Below are 15871 nucleotides of genomic sequence, written 5' to 3' on the forward strand. Positions count from 1 at the left end.
GCGTCCGTACGTCACATACTGATGAACAATCAGCAAACTGATCGTGGGAGAGCTCATGCGCAAAATCCTGATCGCGGCTGTGGCCGCGGGAGCGGTAGCCCTGGCCGGCTGTTCGTCCGGCGGCGGTGTCGACCTGAACGGGTCCGGCTCCGGATCCGCCCCCGCAGGCGGGAATGCGGCCGCCAACGGCGGCGGCGCTCTGACGGCGGCGATCTCGGCTGAACCGGACCAACTGGACCCGAACAAGACCTCGTCGTACGCCTCCTTCGAGGTGCTGGAGAACGTCTACGACACGCTCGTAGCGCCGGACGCCAAGGGGCAGATGCAGCCCGACCTGGCCACCTCGTGGAAGACGTCGAGCGATCAGCTGACCTGGACGTTCGCGATGCGCGACGGGGTGAAGTTCTCCGACGGCACGCCGCTGACCGCTCAGAACGTCGCCTACACCTACAACCGGATAATCAAGGGCAAGCTGTCCCCATCGTGGCGTTTCGCCTCGGTCACCTCGGTGAGCGCACCCGACGACAAGACCGTCGAGATCAAGGTCAAGACGCCGACCCCGAACCTGCTGACCCTCATCGGCGGTTTCAAGGGTGTCGGCATCGTCGAGGAGAAGAATGTCACCGGCAACAAGATCGGCCGCGACCCGATCGGCAGCGGACCGTTCGTGGTGTCCGACTGGGTCAGCGGCGACCACATCACGCTGAAGCCGAACGCCAACTACTGGGGTACCAAGCCCAAGCTGGCCTCCGTGACCTACCGGTTCATCTCCGACGGCAACACCGCGATCACGGCGTTGAAGAACGGCGAGATCCAGTGGACGGATGTCATTCCGCCGCAACAGGTCAAGGGGTTGCAAGGCAATTCGGCGGTGAAGACGGCGGTCGTGCCGAGCAACGACTACCAATACCTGACGATGAACCAGAAGCACGCGCCCTTCAACAACGTCGCGGTGCGTCAGGCCATCGCATGGGCGATCGACCGTCAGGCCATCGTGCAGGCCACTACCTACGGCACGGGGACCCCGAACCAGTTGGCGATTCCCAAGCAGTCGCAGTGGTACACCGAGTACGACAAGTACTCCAAGGACGAGAACAAGGCCAAGGCATTGTTCGCCCAGGCCGGCTACAAGGGCGGCACGATCAACTTCATGGCGACTTCGGACTACCCGGAGACGGTGACCACGGCGCAGATCATCGCCAGCGCGCTCCAGCCGTACGGCATCAACGTGAAGATCAAAACGGTCGACTTCGCGACCTTCCTGTCCGACCAGGGCGCAGGCAACTGGGACATGTACATGATGAGCTGGATCGGCAACATCGACCCGGCGGAGTACTACTTCTCCCAGCAGCGCACCGACCAGTCGTTCAACTTCCAGCACTACTCCAACGCGGAGGTCGACAAGCTGCTCGACGCCGGCGCGATCGAGACCGACCAGGCCAAGCGCAAGGACGACTACGCCAAGGCGGCGACCATCGTGGCGGACGAGGCGAGCTACATCTACCTCTACAACCCCGCGGTCATCCAGGCGTGGTCGCCGAAACTGACCGGGTACGAAGCGCGCAGCGACAAAGCCATCCGCTTCGGCTCGGCGTCGATCAGCCAGTGACGGTCACGGAGCCGGCCACCCCGACACCCAGCGACGCTCCCGACAAGGGGCGCCGCGAGGTGCGGGGGCCGGCCTCCTGCGTTTCCTGCGGACACGACTGATCTATTCGGTCATCGTGCTCTTCGGGGTCAGCATCCTGGCGTTCTCGATCGTGCACCTGGTGCCCGGTGATCCGGTGCGGATCGCCCTCGGCACGCGATACACGCCCGAGGCGTACACCGCGTTGCGGCAGGCATCCGGGCTCGACCAACCACTGCTCGTGCAGTACTTCCAGTACGTCGGGCACGCCGTGACCGGCGACCTGGGGGTCAGCTTCCGGTCCGGTCAGCCCGTCACGACGGCGCTGCTGTCCCGGCTGCCGGCAACCATTTCGCTGGCCGTCGTCGGGATCATCATCGGCTTGGCCATCTCGCTGGTGGCAGGGGTCTGGGCGGCGATGCACGAGGGCGGTGTCGGAGACGGATTGATCCGGTTGGCAAGCCAATTCGGTGTTTCGGTGCCGGACTTCTGGATGGGTCTACTGCTGATCAGCCTGTTCTCGGCCAAGCTGGGGTGGTTGCCCTCGTCGGGCTACACCGCCATCACCGACGATCCGGTGGACTGGCTCAAGCACGTGATCCTGCCCGGTGCCACGGTCGGTCTGGTCGCGGGTGCGATCATGACGCGGTACGTGCGCTCGGCCGTGCTCGACGTACGGTCCATGTCCTACGTACGCACCGCCAGATCCAAGGGCCTGCCGCCGCGGATGGTCACCTTCCGGCACATCGTGCGCAACGCGCTCATCCCGATCGTCACCATCACGGGTATCCAACTGGCGACCATTCTCGGTGGCGTACTGGTGGTGGAGGTCGTCTTCGCCTGGCCCGGACTGGGCAACCTGGTGTACACGGCGGTACAGAACCGCGACTACCCGCTGATCCAGGGTTCGATCCTGCTGATCGCGGCGATGTTCCTGCTGGTCAACTTCATCGTGGACGTCATCTACGCCCTGGTCGATCCGAGGATCCGTCTGTCATGACCTTCAGCCCCCTAGAGGTCGGGCCGGTCGAGCCCGAGGACGACGTGGTCGAGGAGGATTTGCGGATCCCCGCCTGGCGGCTGCTGATCGGCAACCCGATCACGTTGATCAGCGTCCTGGTGCTGGTGGCGGTCGTGATCATCGCCGTCATCGGTCAGTGGATCGCGCCGTACGGGATCAACGAGATCGATGTGCCGCGGGCGCTGCAGGGACCGTCCGGCGCGCACTGGCTGGGCACCGACGACCTGGGTCGCGACATCTTCTCGCGGATCCTGGTCGCAACCCGCGTGTCCATCCAAGTCGCTGTCGTATCAGTGCTTTTCGCGTTCGTGATCGGGGTGACCCTGGGCATTGTGTCGGGCTACGTCGGTGGCTGGGTCGATGCGGTGCTGATGCGGATCGTGGACGTGATGTTCGCCTTCCCGGTGATCCTGCTGGCCCTGGCCATCATCGCGATCCTCGGTCCGAGCGTGGCCAGCACCACCCTGGCGATCGGGGTGGTCTACACCCCGATCTTCGCGCGGGTCGCGCGCGCCAGCACCCTGTCCGCGCGCACGGAGACGTTCGTGCAGGTGTCCCAGACGATGGGCACTCCGACGTGGCGGATCCTGTTGAAGCGGATCCTGCCCAACATCGCGGCTCCGTTGATGGTGCAGACGTCACTGTCGCTGGCCTTCGCCATCCTGTCCGAAGCCGCCCTGTCGTTCCTGGGTCTCGGAGTGCAGCCGCCGCAACCCTCGTGGGGCCGGATGCTCTACGACGCACAGGGATTCGTCGGTCAGGCGTGGTGGATGAGCGTCTTCCCCGGCGCCGCGATCTTCATCACCGTCCTGGCGTTCAACCTCGTCGGTGACGGTCTGCGGGACGTCATGGATCCCAAGCAACGCTCGATCATGGAAGCGAGGAAGCGCCGATGAGCGAGGTGGTCCTCGACGTCCGTGACCTCAAGGTCGCGATCGGCCGACGGGAGATCGTGCACGGCGTGTCGTTCGCGGTCCAGAAGGGCCAGACGCTCGGCATCGTGGGAGAGTCCGGATCCGGTAAGTCGCTGACCGTGCTGGCCGCCACCGGTCTGCTCGATGCTCCGGCCTCCCGGGTGACCGGCTCGAGCAAACTGTCCGGGCAGGAGTTGGTGGGTGCCTCGCCGGCGGCGCTGCGGGCGGTGCACGGCAACACGGTCGGTTTCGTCTTCCAGGATCCGGCCACCTCGCTCAACCCGCTGCTCACCCTGGAGCGGCAGATCACCGAGCCGATCGAGGTGCACCGGCACGCCAGTCGCCGAGAGGCTCGTGCGCGAGCACTGGAGCTGCTCGAAGCGGTAGGGATCCCGAAGCCGGAGGCCCGGCTCTCGGCGTACCCGCACCAATTGTCCGGCGGCCAGCGCCAGCGGGTGATGATCGCCATCGCGCTGGCCAACGACCCCGAGCTGTTGATCGCCGACGAGCCCACGACGGCACTGGATGTGACCACCCAGGCCCAGATCATCGACCTGGTCAAGGACCTGCAGCAACGCACCGGGACCGCCGTCGTCTGGATCAGTCACGACCTGGGCGTGATCAGCCGCGTCGCGGAGGACGTGTTGGTGTTGCGCCACGGCGACGCGATCGAGCACCGCCCGATCCTGGAACTGCTCGACGATCCCAGCGACGCCTACACCCAGGAGTTGCTGCAAGCACGGCCCGTCATCGGCAAACACCATCCGGCGCCGGCGGATCCGGAGCAACCGGTGGTGCTGGAGGTGTCCGGACTCGACGTGCGGTTCTCCGTGAGTACGCCGAGCGGCAAGGAAGAAGTGCACGCGGTCGACGACGTGTCGTTCACCCTGCGACGCGGGCACACCCTCGGCATCGTAGGGGAGTCCGGCTCGGGTAAATCCACCATCGCCAACGCGCTGACCGGCATCGTTGCGGCGGACGCGGGATCGGCCGTCCTGGAGGGCGACGAGCTGTTGGGCAAGCGGCGTTCCCGTCAGGTACGCCGCAAGCTGGCCATGGTCTTCCAGGATCCGTTCTCGTCACTGGATCCCAAAGCGCGCGTGCAGGATTCGATCGCCGAGCCGCTGATCGTGCACGGCCTGCACAAGGGTTCTCGCGACGAGCGGATCCGCGAATTACTGGGTCTGGTGGAGCTGCCAGCGCAGATGGCGCAGCGCTACCCGCACGAGCTGTCCGGCGGGCAGCGCCAGCGGGTTTCGATCGCTCGGGCGCTGGCGCTGGAGCCCTCGGTGATGATCCTGGACGAAGCGACCGCGTCACTGGACGTGTCGATCCAGGCCAAGGTCCTGGCGTTGCTCACCCGGTTGCAGGTCGACCTCGGCTTGACGTACCTGTTCATCGCGCACGATCTGGCCATCGTGCAACAGATGAGCCACGACGTGCTGGTGCTGCAGAACGGCAAGACACAGGAATACCGTTCCGCGGCGGAGCTTTTCGACGCGCCCGAGTCGGACTACACCCGGACGCTGCTGGACGCCGTACTGCCGGAGCGCCCGGTCGGCTGACAGCGGTTACCGGTAGTTGGTGAACTGCAACGCCACGTCCAGATCCGCGGCCTTCAGGAGGCGCTGCACTTCCTGCAGGTCGTCCCGCGACTTGGAGGTGACCCGCAGTTCGTCACCCTCGATGCGGGCCTTGACCGACTTGGGGCCTTCGTCGCGGATGATCTTGGAGATCTTCTTGGCGTCCTCCTGGCTGATGCCCTCCTTGAGGGCCGCTTCGAGCCGGTACTCCTTGCCGGACAGCTTCGGCTCCCCGTCGTTGGACAGGTCCAGGACCTTCAGGGACACACCGCGCTTGATCAGCTTGCTCTGCAACACGTCCAGGACCGCAAGAGTGCGTTCCTCGCTGTTGGCCTTCATCAAGATCTTCTCCCCGGACAGGCTGACCTCGGCGTCGACACCTTTGAAGTCGTACCGAGTGCTGATCTCCTTCGCCGCTTGGTTGACGGCGTTGTTGATCTCCTGGCTGTCCAGCTTGCTGACGATGTCGAACGAGGAATCGGCCATGGTGTGCGCTCCTTTGCTACCGGTCGGGTCTGCCCTCAGTATCCCGCGACGGGAGGATTCGCTCCGACCCGGCGTCACTTGTTATCCTCGGTCCCGCGTCCATCGCGCCAGGTTGCCCGAGCGGCCAATGGGAGCGGACTGTAAATCCGTCGCGAAAGCTACGAAGGTTCGAATCCTTCACCTGGCACCAGACGCAGCAAGGCCCGGCCACCAAGAGGTGGCCGGGCCTTCGTCGTGCTCCGCGCTAGTTCCGCACGATCGGCGCCACGATCAACTGTTCGGGTACGCCGAGTGCCCGGGTCAACGTGTCGACCTCCGGCCGCAGGGCCTGGCACAGGTCGTTGACGGTCGCGGTCACCAACCGGGATCGCTTGTCGGTCAGGCGGCCGTGCTCGAGGAACCATCCCTTGTCGGTCTCGATGGAGGACAGCGCGTACAGGTCGATCACCTTGCTGAGCATGTCGCGGGCCGGTCCTTGCGGCATGTCCTGCCATGCGGCGGTCGCTTCGGTGAGGATGAACTCCTCGATATAGGCGCGGGCCGCGGCCAGCACGTGGTCCTGAGCGTTGTTGAACAGCTCGAAGGCGTTCTCGCGGGTTGCCCGGCGCAGCCGCATCCCGACCGTCTCCAGGAGGTGGTCGGCGCGCTCGCGGAACATCCACAACTGCCACCCGCGGTTGTCCAGCGCCGTCTCGTCGTTGCGAGGGGTGACGGCATCGACCAGCTTCTGCAGTCCCGCCCGCCCGGCTGTTTTCTCCACGAGGGTGTTTCCGACCTGCCGGGTGATCAGCCCGACCAGATCGGCCGCGTCCAAGTCCGAGAACGTCTCTTTGTACTCGGTGAGCAAACCCTTGGCGACCAGTTGCAACAGCACGGTGTTGTCGCCCTCGAAGGTGGCGAAGACATCGGTGTCGGCGCGCATCTGGCCCAGTTCGTTCTCGCTGATGTAGCCCGCACCGCCGCACGCCTCACGGCAGGTCTGGATGGTGTCGATGGCATGCCAGGTGCTCAGCGCCTTCATCCCGGCCACCAGGCCCTCCAGCTCGCGCTGGCCCTGCTCGTCGGGTTGCGCGCCTTCACCCTGCAGGGCCTGCAAGCGAGAAGTCAGCTCGTTCTGCGCGAAGGACAGCGCATACGAGCGGGCGAGGCGGGGGAACAGTTTGCGTTGGTGGGCAAGGTAATCCAGGATCACGTTCTCCTGCTCACCACTCGGCGCCTCGAACTGCCGACGCCGCGTGCCGTAACGCAACGCGATCACCAGGGCCTTCTTCGCCGAGGCCGCGGCGCCGCCGCCAACGCATACCCGGCCGCGCACCAGCGTGCCCAGCATGGTGAAGAACCGCTTGTTCTCGCCCTTGATCGGCGAGGTGTAGCTGCCGTCCGCGGCGACGTCGCCGTAGGCGTTCAGCAGGTTCTCGCGGGGCACCCGGACCTGATCGAAGAGGAACGTCCCGTTGTCCACGCCGGGCAGGCCGGCCTTCGGGCCGTTGTCGCCGATCGTCACGCCGGGCAACGGTCTACCGTCACCGTCGCGCACGGACACCAGGACGGCGTGCACGCCCTGAGCGCCCGCCGGCACGACCAACTGGGCGAAGACGACTGCCATCTGCGCATCCCGCGCCGCGTTGCCGATGTAGGTCTTGATCGAACTGGGCGTGGGGGAGTGCAGGACGAAATCGCCGGCGTCGACGTCGTAGGTCAGCGTCGTTTCCAGTCGCTGCACGTTGGAGCCGTGGCCCTCCTCGGTCATCGCGAACGACCCCAGCAGCTTGCCGGTCATGATGTCTTCCAGGTACGCCGCGTGGTGGCGCTGGGTGCCCAGCCGCTGGACCGCGCCGCCGAAGAGCCCGAACTGAACCCCGGTCTTCACCGTCAAGGACAGGTCGCCGTACGCCTGCATCTCGAACAGAACGCACGATGCGCCGTAGTCGTACTCGCCGCCGTACTCGGTCAGGAATCCCACTCGGCCGTAACCTTTTTCGGCAAGTGACAGTAACTGTCGGGTCACTCGGGCACGATTCTCCTCGATCGACCGTCCCGGCTCGGCCAGGACCATCTGCGGCTCGATCTCAGCACGGAAGCGGTCGCGCAATTCGCGCCACGGCCCGTCCAGCAGGGCACGCAGTTCGTCGGCGCGGGCGTCGGCGGGCGCAGCGGTCTCGGTCAGGGTGCTCGACATTGATCTACCCTCTCGTATCGCCCACGGGTGATCCATGGGTCAGCGGTTCAGTGCAGGTCCAGGACGCCGCTCAGTCCGACGCTGGCGAACCGGGCCAGGTGCCGTACGACCTCCTCGCGCGGCTGACGCTCGGGGTCGGCCAGCCAGCGGTCCGCGGCCTCCCGCACGAACCCGACCAGGCCGTGCGCCCAACTGTCAGCGGCGCCGGTGTCCTCGCCGCGGGCCGACAACGCGGTCCGGAAGATGTCGGTCAGGGAATCCGCGATGGCGTCGGTCAGGCCGATCACCGGGTCGGTCTCCGGCGGCAGGTCGACCAGCGGGCGCCGGGTGACGAAGCGGTAGACCTCCGGATCCCGTTCGACCAGCGACAGGTAGGACCCGATGACGGCGACCAGGACGTCGTAGGGGTCACCCTCGAAGAGATCGTCGGTGCCGATCTGGATCCCGCTGGCCGACATGGCTTTGCCGAAGTCGCCCAGGATGATGTCGTCGACGGCCTCGCAGACCGCCAGGTACAGCCCCAGCCGGTCGCCGAGATGGCGGTAGATCACGGTCTTGGAGGTACCGGCCTCGGCGGCGATCTCGTCCATCCCCACCGTGGCACCGTGAGCCCGGATCGCACGCAGCGCGGCCTCGATGAGTTCTCGTCGGCGCTCGGCGCGATGCGCCGTCCAACGGGTGTCCCGTCCGTCGGGGCGGGTCGCCGAATCGGTAGTGGACATGGTGCCCACAGTATCCGAAACCCGGCGTACCTGCTACTCTCGGTATCGGTAAAAATGCCCCCGGCCACTACGCCCCTCCGGGGCCCGTCCATCATCAGGAGACCTGCGATGAGCAGTCCACGTGACGTCTATGTCCTCGGCGGCAACCGCCTTCCGTTCGTCCGTTCGGGCGGTAAATACCTCAAGGCGTCCAACCAGGACATGCTGACCGCCGCCATCGACGGCCTGGTCGCCCGCTACGGCCTCGGCGGCGAGCAACTCGGCGAGGTCGCGGCGGGCGCGGTCATCAAGCACGCCCGCGACTTCAACCTGACTCGTGAGTCGGTGCTCGGCTCCCACCTTTCGCCGACCACCCCGGCGTACGACGTGCAGCAGGCCTGCGGCACCGGCCTGGAGACCGCGATCCTGACCGCCAACAAGATCGCCCTCGGGCAGATCGACTCGGCGATCGCCGGCGGCTCCGACACCACCTCCGATGCTCCGCTGGCCCTGAACGACGACCTGCGTCGCACCCTGATGAAGGCCAACTACGCCAAGTCCACCGGCGACCGGATCAAGGCGCTGACCAAGATCCGCCCCGGCCAGCTGGCTCCGGAGCAACCCAAGAACGCCGAGCCGCGCACCGGACTGGCGATGGGTGACCACCAGGCGATCACCACCAAGGAGTGGGGCATCACCCGCGAGGCGCAGGACGAGCTGACGGTCAGGAGCCACCAGAATCTCGCCGCTGCCTACGACCGCGGTTTCTTCGACGACCTGATCACCCCCTACCTGGGGGTCAGCAAGGACAACAACCTGCGTCCCGACACCTCGGTCGAGAAGCTGGCCAAGCTCAAGCCGGTCTTCGGCAAGGGCGAGGGCGCGACCATGACGGCCGGCAACTCCACCCCGCTGACCGACGGGGCCTCGGCGGTGCTGCTCGGTTCGAAGGAGTGGGCCGACGAGCACCACATCGAGCCGTTGGCCCGGTTCGTCGACGGAGAGGCTGCCGCGGTCGACTACGTCAACGGCGCCGAGGGTCTGCTGATGGCCCCGCCCTACGCGATCGCTCGGCTGCTGAAACGCAACAACCTGTCGCTGCAGGACTTCGACTTCTACGAGATCCACGAGGCCTTCGCCGCCACGGTGTTGTGTCACCTGGCTGCCATGGAGAGCCCGGAGTTCTGCAAGGAGCGCCTGGGTCTCGACGCGCCGCTGGGCTCCATCGATCGCAGCAAGCTGAACGTCAACGGCTCGTCGCTGGCCGCAGGCCACCCGTTCGCCGCCACCGGCGGCCGCATCGTGGCCACGCTGGCCAAGATGCTGCATGAGAAGGGCTCCGGCCGCGGGCTGATCTCCATCTGCGCCGCAGGTGGCCAGGGCGTCGTCGCGATTCTGGAGGCAGTGTGATGGCTGACAACTACAGCAACTTCGTCAACAAGAACCCGCTCGGCCGGAAGATCGCCGGCACGGTCGGACTGCCCAAGCCGCCGGTGCTGCGCCGTTACGAGCCCGGCCAGGACCTCACCACCGGACCCGTCGCGATCGGCTCCTTCGACGGCGGCAACATCGCGAAGGCCCTGACCTCGATCGTCGAGTCCTCGGGCGCCGCGGTCCTCACCGCGACCCCCGAGTCAACGTACGACAAGGGCTCCCTCGGCGCGGCGGTCTACGACGCCACGGGCATTCGCACCATCGACGACCTGGAGTCGTTCCGGGCGACCTTCGCTCCCGCGGTCAAGGCGCTGGGCAAGAGCGCCCGCGCGCTGATCATCGCCACGCCGCCGGCCGAGCAGGACGATCCCGAGGCCGCGGCCGCCCAGCAGGCGCTCGAGGGCATCATGCGGTCGATCGGCAAGGAACTGCTGCGCGGCGCCACGGCCAACCTGATCTGGCTGTCCCGGGACGCCTTCGACGAGCCCGAGGTGCTCGCCTCGCCGGTGCGGTTCTTCCTGTCCAGCCGATCGGCGTACGTCGGGGGCCAGCCCCTGCGCGTCGGTGCCGCTCCGGTGCCCGAGGTCGAGGACTGGCGGGTGCCGCTGAAGGGCGAGGTCGCCGTCGTGACCGGTGCCGCACGCGGCATCGGTGCCAAGATCGCCGAGGTCTTCGCGCGGCAGGGTGCCACGGTCATCGTGGTCGACATCCCGGCCGCCGGTGAGTCGCTGGCCAAGGTCGCCAACAAGATCGGCGGCGTCGCGCTGCAGTTGGACATCACCGCTCCCGACGCCGGGGCGAAGATCGCCGAGGCCGTCGCGCGCAAGGGCGACAAGCTGGCCGCGATCGTGCACAACGCCGGCATCACCCGCGACAAGCTCTTCGTCAACGATGACAAGGATCGCTGGGGCAGCGTCATCGCGGTCAACATCAAAGCGGAGATGGCGATCAACGCGACGCTGCTCGACCCGTCGCTTCCCGGCGGCCTCAAGGAGGGCGGGCGCATCATCGGCGTCGCCTCCACCTCGGGTATCGGCGGCAACCGCGGCCAGGCCAACTACGCGGCCTCCAAGGCCGGCGTCATGGGTCTGGTGCGGGCTGAGGCTCCTGAGCTGGCACCCCGGCAGATCACCATCAACGCCGTCGCTCCGGGCTTCATCGAGACCGAGATGACCGCCAAGATCCCGTTCGCGACCCGTGAGGTGGGCCGCCGGATCAACGCCCTCATGCAGGGTGGCCTGCCGGTGGACGTCGCGGAGGCCATCGCCTTCCTCGCTGAGCCGGGTTCGGCCGGGGTGACCGGCCAGGTGCTGCGGGTGTGCGGTCACTCTCAACTGGGCGCCTGAGCCGGCGTGTCTGTCTCCATGCCGACCGACACCATCGAGCTGGCCTCGACGCCGGTCCTCGCCAAGGTCTTCGCCGGTGCGGTCGCCTCCTCGCGCGGCCGCACCGGTCAGGCACCTCTGCCGGACCTCAAGGTCCGCCAGGCCGGGATCACCGTCGACGTCGACGCGCTCGCGAACTACGACCACGTGTGCCGTTTCCCGTTGCTCAACGAGCTCCCCAGCACCTACCTGCACAATCTTGTATTCCCTTTACAGGCAACGCTGTTCGCTGACAAGAGATATCCGTATCCGCTGATGGGCAGTGTGCACCTGAGCAATCGGCTGACCCAGCACCGGCCCGTCCTGCTGACTGAGGAGCTCACGCTCGAGACGTGGGCGCAGAACGCCCGGCCGCACCGGGCCGGTGTCCAGGTCGACGTCATCTCCCGCGGATACGTCGGCCAGGAGCTGGTCTGGGAGGGCCTGGCGGTGTACCTCTACCGCGGCCAGAAGATCGCCGGGGACGTGCCGGAGAAGGTCGACTCCGGTGATGGTGTCGACGGCCCGGGCGCGATCTGGCGGCTGCCCGGCGACCTCGGCCGGCAGTTCTCCCGGGTCAGCGGCGATGTCAATCCCATCCACATGTCGGCCCTGTCGGCGAAGGCCATGGGCTTCCCGACGGCCATCGCCCACGGGATGTGGAGCCAGGCCGCGATGCTGGCGGCGTTGGACTCCCGCCTGCCCGCGGCGTACGTGACCCAGATGGAGTTCCGCAAGCCGGTCACCATCCCCGGCACGGTGAAGTTCGTCGCGCACCCTGGCGGGCAGGACGGATCGTGGGAGATGTCGCTGCGCAACCTGAAGAAGGGCACCGAGTTGGTCCGCGGCAGCGTGCGGCAGCTGACATGACCGGCGCTCTGGAAGTGGTTGCCCTGCGGACACCATGCCGTGGGGCGACCACTTCCAAACCCCTCAGGCGGCCGCTCACGGCTTCCTCGCCGCCTCGATTTCAGGTTCACCGCCCACCTGAGGTAGCCTCTTCGACGCGCTGCTAGCGCGCAAAATCCCTTCGGAAGAAGGACATTTGTGCGCCTGCGGAGCCGGCCCCTATAGCTCAGTCGGCAGAGCGTCTCCATGGTAAGGAGAAGGTCAACGGTTCGATTCCGTTTGGGGGCTCTGATGAACGTCTGGAATGCGCGAAGCATCCCGGGTGTTGATCGAGGCGGGGTAGCTCAGCTGGTTAGAGCGCACGACTCATAATCGTGAGGTCGCGGGATCGAGCCCCGCCCCCGCTACTGGCGCAAGTCAACTGCTGACCACCCCGTCAGCAATGTCCGGATCATCCGGACCCGTACGTACCAAGAACACCGAGAGCAGGTTGCCCCGTGGCTAGCAAGAGCGCAGACGTTCGCCCGAAGATCACTTTGGCGTGCACGGAGTGCAAGGAGCGCAACTACATCACCAAGAAGAACCGCCGCAACAACCCCGACCGGGTTGAGCTGGCCAAGTTCTGCCCGCGCTGCGGCAAGCACACCGCGCACCGCGAAACCCGCTGATCTCACCGGTTTCGTAAAGCGCCACCCCGGGCACCGGGGTGGCGCTTTCGCATGCCCGCCTACTCGTTAGATTTGTGGTCATGCCGGTCAATCCAGCGGTGCAAGGGCGCACCTATCCAGCCATTTCCCCGTACGTCGTGTCGCGGGCCAAGATCGGTGAGTTCACTGCCGCCGTGGGCGCCTCCGATCCCGCGCACACGGACCCGCAGGTGGCGCGAGAGCGCGGCTTCGCCGACGTGATCGCGCCGCCGACCTTCGCGATCGTGATCGCCCAACGTGCCGAGGGCGCCGTCATCCTCGACCCGGAGGCCGAGATCGACTTCGCGCGACTGGTGCACGGTGAGCAGGCCTTCACCCACCACCGTCCGCTGGTGGCCGGTGACGAGGTCAGTGCCGCGACGACGGTGGAGTCAGTGCGTTCTGCCGGCGGCCATTCGATGGTCACCTTGTCCACCGCCATCCAGACCACGGCCGGCGAACCCGTCTGCGAAGCGCGCAGCGTCCTGGTGATCCGAGGTGACGCGTGATGATTGACCTGACCCGGATCAGCGTGGGTGACCAACTGCCGACCCTCACGGTCGATGTCGATCGAGCCCGATTGATCCGGTACGCCGGAGCCAGCGGCGACTTCAACGTCATTCACTGGGACGAGCGGTTCGCCAAGAGCGTCGGCCTCCCGGACGTCATCGCGCACGGGATGTGGACCATGGGCGCGGCCGGTGAAATCGTCGGCCGCTGGATCGGCGACGCGAGTCGGATCACCGGCTACAGCACCCGCTTCAGCGCTCCCGTGCCGGTGCCCTACGAGGGCGGAGCGCAGATCGAGGTGACCGGTTTCGTCAAGAGCATCGATGACGGCATCGCGACCGTGGACCTGACCGCGACGGCCGGTGGTGCGAAGGTCCTGGCGAAGACCAGCGTGACGGTTCGTCTGTGAAGGAGACCTCGCAGGAGCCGCTGACCGAGCACACCACGATGCGGGTCGGTGGCCCCGCCGGCCGGTACGTCGTCGCCGAGACCACCGATGAACTCGTCGATGCCGTGCGCGAGGTCGACGACGCTGACGAACCGCTGTTGGTGCTGTCCGGTGGCTCGAACGTCGTCATCGGGGAAGCAGGTTTCCCGGGCACCGTCGTGCAGGTTGCCAACACCGGCGTGCGCACCGAGTCCTTGGACGAATGCAGCGGTGCCTACGTGTGGGTGTCCGCGGGCGAGCCGTGGGACGACTTCGTCGCCTACGCCTGCGAGCAGGAGTGGTCGGGCCTGGAAGCTCTTTCCGGGATCCCGGGCCTGGCCGGCGCCACCCCGGTGCAGAACGTCGGCGCCTACGGCCAGGAGGTAGCCCAGACCATCGCGCAGGTCCGCACCCTCGACCGAGTCACCGGGATGATCCGCACCTTCGCGGCTGCCGACGCACAGTTCGCCTACCGTGACTCGATCTTCAAACGCACCCGTAAGGACCCCTTCGGTAGCCGGTACGTCGTGCTCGAAGTGGCCTTTCAACTGCACCCCCAGCCGCTCTCGACCCCCGTCCGGTACGCCGATCTGGCCGCCCAGTTGAGTATCGAACAGGGCCAGCGGGCGCCCCTGGGCGACGTCCGCGAGGCGGTCCTCGTCCAGCGCAGGCGGCGCGGGATGGTGCTGGAGGCCGACGATCCGGACACCTGGTCCTGCGGATCGTTCTTCACCAACCCGATCGTCCGGCCAGCCGTCGCCGACGAGGTTGCGCAGCGTGCGGGGCAGGCGCCACCACGCTTTGCTGCCCCGGACGGCCTCGTGAAGCTGCCGGCCGCGTGGCTGATCGAACGGGCCGGCTTCGGCAAGGGTTACGGTCTGCCCGGCCCAGCGGCCCTGTCAACCAAGCACCCGTTGGCGATCACCAACCGTGGCGGCGCGACCGGCGAGCAGATCGTGGCGTTGGCTCGGCAGGTGCGCGACGGGGTGCGGGACACCTTCGGGGTGACGCTGGTCAACGAACCGGTGCTGGTGGGTCTGGAGTTGTAGTCAGCCAGTCGTCGATCTCCTCAAGGATCGCGGCCTTCGTCGCCGGCGGCGCGAGTGAGGCGTGCACCGAGGATCGGGCGAGGTCGGCCAGTCCCTCGTCGGAGAACCCCTGGTCGCGGGCCAGTTCATACTGGTCGACCAACCGGCTGCCGAAGAGCAACGGGTCGTCCGCGCCGAGCGCGATCATGGCTCCCGCGTCGACCAACTGGTGCAGCGGCACCTCCGCCGCATCGGCGTACACACCGAGCGCGATGTTCGAGCGGGGACACACCTCCAGGGCGACGCCCTCATCGACAATCCGGGCCAGCACGTCGGCGTCCTCGACACTGCGCACGCCGTGTCCCAGCCGGTCCGGCGCCAGTGCATCAAGGGTCTGCGTGACCGATTCGGGGCCGAGCAATTCGCCGGCGTGCGGCACCCGGGCCAGTCCGGCGCGCCGCGCAATGGCGAAGGCGGGAGCGAAGTCATCGGTGTCGCCGCGCCGCTCGTCGTTGCTCAACCCGAACGCGAGGACCTCACCGGGTCCCTGGCCGGCGTACCGCGCAGCCAACCGGGCCAGGATCCGGGCATCCAGGGGATGGCGGATGCGGGAGGCGGCCACGATGATGCCGACCCCGGTGCCCGTCCCGGCGCCGGCGGCCCGGGCCTCGTCGAGGATCACCTCCAAGGCGGGGGAGATGCCGCCCAGCGGCCCGGCGTACGACGTGGGGTCGACCTGCAACTCCAGCCAGCGTGAGCCCTCGGCGGCGTCGGCCTGCGCGGCTTCGCGGACCAGGCGGCGCAGATCGTCCTCGCCGCGCACGCACGCCCGGGCCGCGTCGTACAAGCGCTGGAACCGGAACCAGCCGCGCTCGTCGGCCCCGGACAGTTTCGGGGGCCAGCCGCTCTTGAGCGCCTCGGGCAGGCGTACGCCGCGCTCGGCAGCCAACTCGTGCAGCGTGGGCAGGCTCATCGAACCCGTGAAGTGCAGATGCAGATGCGCTTTGGGCAAGGTCGTCAGGTCGCGGCGCCCGGTCATGGCCACGACGCTACTGCCGAGCG

The 15871-nt window shown here is 67.2% G+C and carries 15 protein-coding genes and 3 tRNA genes; 14 read left to right on the forward strand and 4 right to left on the reverse strand.

The window, feature by feature from the left end:
- Positions 1–55 precede the first annotated feature (55 nt).
- The 4 genes from ACFQBT_RS02875 to ACFQBT_RS02890 all read left to right on the forward strand — a co-directional run bounded on the left by ACFQBT_RS02875 (position 56) and on the right by ACFQBT_RS02890 (position 5127).
- Positions 56–1609 carry an ABC transporter substrate-binding protein gene (locus ACFQBT_RS02875; RefSeq protein ID WP_377820299.1) on the forward strand — a complete coding sequence of 518 codons (1554 nt, stop codon included), beginning with the start codon at positions 56–58 and terminating at the stop codon, positions 1607–1609.
- 85 nt (positions 1610–1694) lie between these two features.
- On the forward strand, positions 1695–2627 hold the full coding sequence (locus ACFQBT_RS02880; RefSeq protein ID WP_377825328.1) for an ABC transporter permease: 933 nt from the start codon (positions 1695–1697) through the stop codon (positions 2625–2627).
- Positions 2624–3544, forward strand: a complete 921-nt coding sequence (locus tag ACFQBT_RS02885; protein WP_377820300.1) for an ABC transporter permease — start codon at positions 2624–2626, stop codon at positions 3542–3544. Before ACFQBT_RS02880 ends, ACFQBT_RS02885 begins: the two co-directional genes overlap by 4 nt.
- The gene (locus ACFQBT_RS02890; RefSeq protein WP_377820301.1) at positions 3541–5127 is read left to right on the forward strand and encodes a dipeptide ABC transporter ATP-binding protein; all 1587 of its coding nucleotides are present in this window, start codon (positions 3541–3543) and stop codon (positions 5125–5127) included. Before ACFQBT_RS02885 ends, ACFQBT_RS02890 begins: the two co-directional genes overlap by 4 nt.
- 6 nt (positions 5128–5133) lie before the next feature.
- Here ACFQBT_RS02890 and ACFQBT_RS02895 read toward each other — a convergent pair whose 3' ends face one another.
- Positions 5134–5631, reverse strand: coding sequence for a YajQ family cyclic di-GMP-binding protein (locus ACFQBT_RS02895; protein ID WP_109683704.1), 498 nt, complete (start codon positions 5629–5631; stop codon positions 5134–5136).
- Between the two features lie 106 nt (positions 5632–5737).
- Here ACFQBT_RS02895 and ACFQBT_RS02900 point away from each other — a divergent pair.
- A tRNA-Tyr gene (locus ACFQBT_RS02900) sits at positions 5738–5821 on the forward strand.
- A gap of 54 nt (positions 5822–5875) precedes the next feature.
- Here ACFQBT_RS02900 and ACFQBT_RS02905 read toward each other — a convergent pair.
- The gene (locus tag ACFQBT_RS02905; protein WP_377820302.1) at positions 5876–7810 is read right to left on the reverse strand and encodes an acyl-CoA dehydrogenase family protein; all 1935 of its coding nucleotides are present in this window, start codon (positions 7808–7810) and stop codon (positions 5876–5878) included.
- A gap of 47 nt (positions 7811–7857) precedes the next feature.
- Positions 7858–8532, reverse strand: coding sequence for a TetR/AcrR family transcriptional regulator (locus tag ACFQBT_RS02910; RefSeq protein ID WP_377820303.1), 675 nt, complete (start codon positions 8530–8532; stop codon positions 7858–7860).
- Positions 8533–8640: 108 nt separating this feature from the next.
- Between ACFQBT_RS02910 and ACFQBT_RS02915 the strand changes: the two genes are divergently transcribed.
- The 9 genes from ACFQBT_RS02915 (at position 8641) to ACFQBT_RS02955 (ending at position 14830) form a co-directional block, all read left to right on the forward strand.
- On the forward strand, positions 8641–9921 hold the full coding sequence (locus ACFQBT_RS02915) for an acetyl-CoA C-acetyltransferase (RefSeq protein ID WP_377820304.1): 1281 nt from the start codon (positions 8641–8643) through the stop codon (positions 9919–9921).
- Positions 9921–11291, forward strand: coding sequence for a 3-oxoacyl-ACP reductase (locus ACFQBT_RS02920; protein WP_377820305.1), 1371 nt, complete (start codon positions 9921–9923; stop codon positions 11289–11291). The genes ACFQBT_RS02915 and ACFQBT_RS02920 overlap by 1 nt, the downstream gene beginning before the upstream one ends.
- An 18-nt stretch (positions 11292–11309) precedes the next feature.
- Positions 11310–12179, forward strand: a complete 870-nt coding sequence (locus ACFQBT_RS02925) for a MaoC/PaaZ C-terminal domain-containing protein (protein WP_377820306.1) — start codon at positions 11310–11312, stop codon at positions 12177–12179.
- A 194-nt stretch (positions 12180–12373) separates the two neighbouring features.
- Positions 12374–12446, forward strand: a tRNA-Thr gene (locus tag ACFQBT_RS02930).
- Between the two features lie 45 nt (positions 12447–12491).
- Positions 12492–12565 (forward strand) — tRNA-Met (locus tag ACFQBT_RS02935).
- Positions 12566–12655: 90 nt separating this feature from the next.
- Positions 12656–12826, forward strand: coding sequence for a 50S ribosomal protein L33 (rpmG, locus tag ACFQBT_RS02940; RefSeq protein WP_109683710.1), 171 nt, complete (start codon positions 12656–12658; stop codon positions 12824–12826).
- 80 nt (positions 12827–12906) lie between these two features.
- Complete coding sequence (locus tag ACFQBT_RS02945; protein ID WP_377820307.1) at positions 12907–13353, forward strand: FAS1-like dehydratase domain-containing protein; 447 nt, start codon at positions 12907–12909, stop codon at positions 13351–13353.
- Complete coding sequence (locus ACFQBT_RS02950) at positions 13353–13763, forward strand: MaoC family dehydratase (protein WP_377820308.1); 411 nt, start codon at positions 13353–13355, stop codon at positions 13761–13763. Before ACFQBT_RS02945 ends, ACFQBT_RS02950 begins: the two co-directional genes overlap by 1 nt.
- A complete protein-coding gene (locus tag ACFQBT_RS02955; protein ID WP_377820309.1) occupies positions 13760–14830 on the forward strand; it encodes a UDP-N-acetylmuramate dehydrogenase in 1071 nt (356 codons plus the stop codon). Before ACFQBT_RS02950 ends, ACFQBT_RS02955 begins: the two co-directional genes overlap by 4 nt.
- Here the strand turns inward: ACFQBT_RS02955 and ACFQBT_RS02960 are convergent.
- Positions 14796–15848 (reverse strand): adenosine deaminase, encoded by a 1053-nt coding sequence (locus ACFQBT_RS02960; protein ID WP_377820310.1) that lies wholly within the window; start codon positions 15846–15848, stop codon positions 14796–14798. The genes ACFQBT_RS02955 and ACFQBT_RS02960 overlap by 35 nt on opposite strands.
- Between the last annotated feature and the right edge of the window lie 23 nt (positions 15849–15871).

This window comes from Branchiibius cervicis, assembly GCF_042661605.1.
In the GTDB taxonomy this organism is placed as follows: domain Bacteria; phylum Actinomycetota; class Actinomycetes; order Actinomycetales; family Dermatophilaceae; genus Branchiibius; species Branchiibius cervicis.